Below are 3,578 nucleotides of genomic sequence, written 5' to 3'. Positions count from 1 at the left end.
GCCCGTAATCGGGCGGCGCATCGATCCAGCGCCCGCCTGACTTGAGGACATGGACGATCCCGCTGATCACCCGGCGGTCATCAACACGCGGTTTGCCACGCGTGTCCGTCGGCAAATGCGGTGCGATCCGCGCGAATTGCGCATCCGTGAGCCAGAAACGATCCCGATTCATCCGGGCCTCCTCCGGGAAGCCGTGAATCATACAGAGCCAGCGGTGCCAACCTCTTTATGGGTCCGAGCCCTAAGTGGGCACAGCCGTGTCAGCTTGAGCAAATTCGGGAGAATGCTTCAGAGGTTAGTGCAGCTTAGCGCTTCACCACCGAAGACTGGCCTGCCGAAGCCGGGGCCGGCATCCACAGGGGGAAGGAAACCTGGAACCAGCCGATCGTATCTTGCGGACGGTTCCTGACGTCAACCTCCCTAAGCACTTTTACCTGGGCCGAAACCGGCGTTGAGCCCACCTTGAAGCTGTACCCTGCTACCCCGCCGATCGCAGTGACCCGGCCCTTATACGGACCCAGCGTCGCGCCAGAGCCCCCGTCGCCGGTAACCTGCTGATAATGAGAGGCGATCACGCCGAGCGAAAAACCGTGCGCGAGGTGTTTCGTGATTCCAACGTCGATATGGAGCTCGTTGCCCGTGCGATAATCCGTCTCTTTGTTTCTTCCGTTGACCGTGAAGCCGGCGACCGCGGAGAGATCGAGACCGAGTGTCGGATCCAGATAGGTCAGGCCTCCGGAAAAATCACCGATCCAACGGTTAAAGGCGAGGTTGGAAAGTTCGCCGGGCTGATAGGCACCCGCCGGAATGCTGACCGCTGTCGCCAGCTTCCAATGCCAGTTGCCAGAGTTCCAACCGATCGTTGCGCTGGCGACGGGGTCCCCGAAGTTGACTGTCGCATCTGACCCCAATCGGGCGTCCGATGAGACGGTTAAGTCGGGGGCCCACTGAGCAATGCATTGGCGCGGATGTCTGGCTCGCCGAAGGGGACGCTGAGGCCGAGGGCAAGCCGGCCGCCATGGATTTCCAGCGGAGTGACCCACAAACCGGTCAGGAAGTCGCCCCAGATGCTTGCCCGGATGCCCGCAACGACATTGCCGCCGAGCGAGGTGTTGACTTGGCCAGACTGCCGCGCGCGGTACAGCAGCAGGGTGTTGTCGAAATAGACGCCCGGAGGCGGCAGGACGCCACCTGCTGGAACGTTCAGGCCAGGCACGAACAGGCTGCCACCGCCCTCCGATGCGAGAATTCTGCGCCGTTGCCGCCAGGAGACCGGCAGTGATCAGCCAACCCATTCCCCTTTTTACTAACCGACCTGTCATCTGCCGCCTCTGAACTTTGATGGAGTGAGGTCATCGTCAGCCCGGTTAGCTGTGCAGCCGGTTTCGAGCGACGGTCTGAGAGGGGTATTCGTCGAAAAGGCGATGGTAATAGGCCGCAAAACGTCCAAAGTCGGCGAAGCCATTTTGAAACGCGATGTCGGAGATGGTGGCGAAAGGATTGTCTTGTGCCTGGAGCCGATGGCGCGCTTGGCACAGCCGCTTATGCCTCAGGTATTGGATCGGACCGGTGCCGAGCACCTCTTCGAAGATCCGGTGAAGCGTCCGCCTCGAAACACCGAATTCGGCAACCAGCCGCGAGATGTGGACTGGTGTACCGTCCGTTGCATCGAGATAGTCCTAGACGTTTCTGACCAACCTCACGGCAGAGGGAACGTGCACTGCTTCTAGCTCCGCACGGTGAAGACCGTGGGTCAGAGCATCAATGATCGAGTCTTTCCAGAAATCGGCTTCGGACCGCGATACCGGGCGGGGGCCCCTGATCAGCGTCGCGATGTTGGACAGTACGTGCGCGATCCGACGGCCATCTTCCAACGTCATTTTTAACGAAGAGGTTCGAGCCCAGGCGTCGTGAGAGGCGAAAACGCTCGACGCACCGAAGAACCGTGCCATCTCCAGCGCCGTAAATCCCGCCGAAGGAGCCGCCACCGTAATACCGTCGTTGGTGTTCCGCTCCTGGCCCCCAGACGGCGATATCGCTCGCGATTTCTGGCGCGCCGGCCTCGGGAGAATGGCTGAACAACATCCCGATCGTGACTCGGTCTTGGCTATAGACCCCCTGGGAGATCAATCCCCGCGAAAACGTGCCGATGCCAAGCGAAAGGTCGTCCATTGTCGCGTGATGCAAGCTCCCACGCATCGCGCCGGCTTCGACCTGGATGATCTCGGAGTCGGAAGTGGGTGTGGCCCGACAAAGCTGATCGAAAGACGTCAGTTCGATCCGGCGCCCCTCGATCAGGCAGCGACCGTCAGCCATCGTAGCGAGATCATCGATCATCGATCCTTTTCCGAGCCTGGCACAAACTGCGCATCACAGCCGCCTCAACCTAAGGTATCAAGAATGGATCGTTGAAAGCGAGATGGCGCCCTAAAAATGCTGGAGCAATATACACCATCTGTGAATATGGAAATCAAGTAAAATTGCTTTTATCAGCCTAATTTTGTAAAGAAAACGGAGATTTCGGGGTGAGTACAAAGTAATTAAATTACAACTGACTCGATCGAAGCAGCGGATACGCTTGTGAATTTCATGGACGCATTCGACTGGATCGTTTTGATAGTCTTGATATCGCTCGTGGTTGCGATCATCCTCGGCCTGGGGCTTCTGCCTGGCAGTATCGCGCGGCGAAGAGGCCACCCTTGGGCGGAGGCCGTCGCCGCGGGAAGCTGGGCAGCGCTCGTTTTCGGCTTCGTGCTTTGGCCGATCGTACTGGTCTGGGCCTATGTCGACGTCCCAATCCGGAAGGAAGCCGTCCGATGATGGTCTTCCTGCTCGCGACTTATCTTGGGCTTCTGGCTCTGTTTGTTTGGCTCCGCTGGATTCCCTGGAACCCGTTCTGGAAGATATCCCCCCTCATCTTTTTACTGGCTTTGAACGTGGGACTTTTTATCCCGATGGGCTGGGGCGCGCCCTCGGGGCCAGTGGCTGGCGGGCGGAATTCGGTCGAGATCATTCCCTCGGTGGCCGGCGAAGTGATTGATGTCCCGATCGTCGCGAACACTCCCATCAAAAAAGGCGATGTTCTTTTAAGGATAGATCCGACCCCCTATCGCTCACAGGTCGATGCGCTGGAGGCGCAAGCAAAGTTCGCCGAGTTGCGGCTATCGCAGATGGAAGAGCTGCGCACCCACGGCTCGGGCAGGAATTTTGACGTCGAGCAGCGACAGGCCGAACTCGGCCAGTTGACCGCTCAGATCGAAGGCGCTCGCTGGAATCTCGATAAAACGACCGTTCGGGCTCCAGCGGACGGCTACGTGACGAACCTAGGCCTTAGGGTCTGGACTCATAACCAGTAGCTGACGGTCGCTGCGATGCAGACTGCTGCGAGGAAGTTGACGGCGTTTCGATCGTATCGCGTGGCGACGCGGCGGAAATCCTTGAGGCGGCAGAACATCCGTTCGATGGCGTTGCGGTCGCGGTAGAGGACCGGGGAGAAGCAGTTCTTCCAGCGCCGGTTGGCCTTGGGCGGGATGTTGGGCATGGTGCCGTTCTCCTCGACCTGCCGGCGGATGGCGTTG

The 3,578-nt window shown here is 59.3% G+C and carries 7 protein-coding genes and 1 pseudogene; 2 read left to right on the top strand and 6 right to left on the bottom strand.

The genetic code is table 11. From position 1 onward, the window contains the following. The 5 genes from AC1DR6_RS22880 to AC1DR6_RS22860 all read right to left on the bottom strand — a co-directional run. Positions 1 to 172: transposase (locus AC1DR6_RS22880; protein ID WP_476831238.1), on the bottom strand; the 172-nt coding region annotated here is incomplete at its 3' end. A gap of 133 nt (positions 173 to 305) precedes the next feature. Continuing rightward, entirely contained in the window at positions 306 to 911 is a 606-nt protein-coding gene (locus AC1DR6_RS22875; protein WP_476831568.1) for a SphA family protein, read from the bottom strand. A 20-nt stretch (positions 912 to 931) separates the two neighbouring features. Then, entirely contained in the window at positions 932 to 1,216 is a 285-nt protein-coding gene (locus AC1DR6_RS22870) for a transporter (protein WP_476831567.1), read from the bottom strand. A gap of 151 nt (positions 1,217 to 1,367) precedes the next feature. Next, positions 1,368 to 1,643: a helix-turn-helix domain-containing protein gene (locus AC1DR6_RS22865; RefSeq protein ID WP_476831569.1), complete on the bottom strand. Its 276-nt coding sequence runs from the start codon at positions 1,641 to 1,643 to the stop codon at positions 1,368 to 1,370. Positions 1,644 to 1,761: 118 nt separating this feature from the next. Next, positions 1,762 to 2,337 carry a hypothetical protein gene (locus AC1DR6_RS22860; protein ID WP_476831566.1) on the bottom strand — a complete coding sequence of 192 codons (576 nt, stop codon included), beginning with the start codon at positions 2,335 to 2,337 and terminating at the stop codon, positions 1,762 to 1,764. Between the two features lie 252 nt (positions 2,338 to 2,589). Here AC1DR6_RS22860 and AC1DR6_RS22855 point away from each other — a divergent pair, with 252 nt between their 5' ends. Together AC1DR6_RS22855 and AC1DR6_RS22850 are read left to right on the top strand one after the other, a co-directional pair. Continuing rightward, entirely contained in the window at positions 2,590 to 2,820 is a 231-nt protein-coding gene (locus tag AC1DR6_RS22855; protein ID WP_476831565.1) for a DUF3302 domain-containing protein, read from the top strand. Next, positions 2,817 to 3,356 carry an efflux RND transporter periplasmic adaptor subunit gene (locus tag AC1DR6_RS22850; protein ID WP_476831564.1) on the top strand — a complete coding sequence of 180 codons (540 nt, stop codon included), beginning with the start codon at positions 2,817 to 2,819 and terminating at the stop codon, positions 3,354 to 3,356. The genes AC1DR6_RS22855 and AC1DR6_RS22850 overlap by 4 nt, the downstream gene beginning before the upstream one ends. On the opposite strand, the pseudogene AC1DR6_RS22845 reads toward AC1DR6_RS22850, so the two are convergent. Further along, positions 3,344 to 3,578: pseudogene (locus tag AC1DR6_RS22845) on the bottom strand (IS5/IS1182 family transposase); the annotation flags it as partial. The gene AC1DR6_RS22850 and the pseudogene AC1DR6_RS22845 sit on opposite strands and share 13 nt — an antisense overlap.

The organism is Allobosea sp. P5_A5 (assembly GCF_056400625.1).
This window is presented reverse-complemented; position numbering and strand designations above follow the sequence as displayed.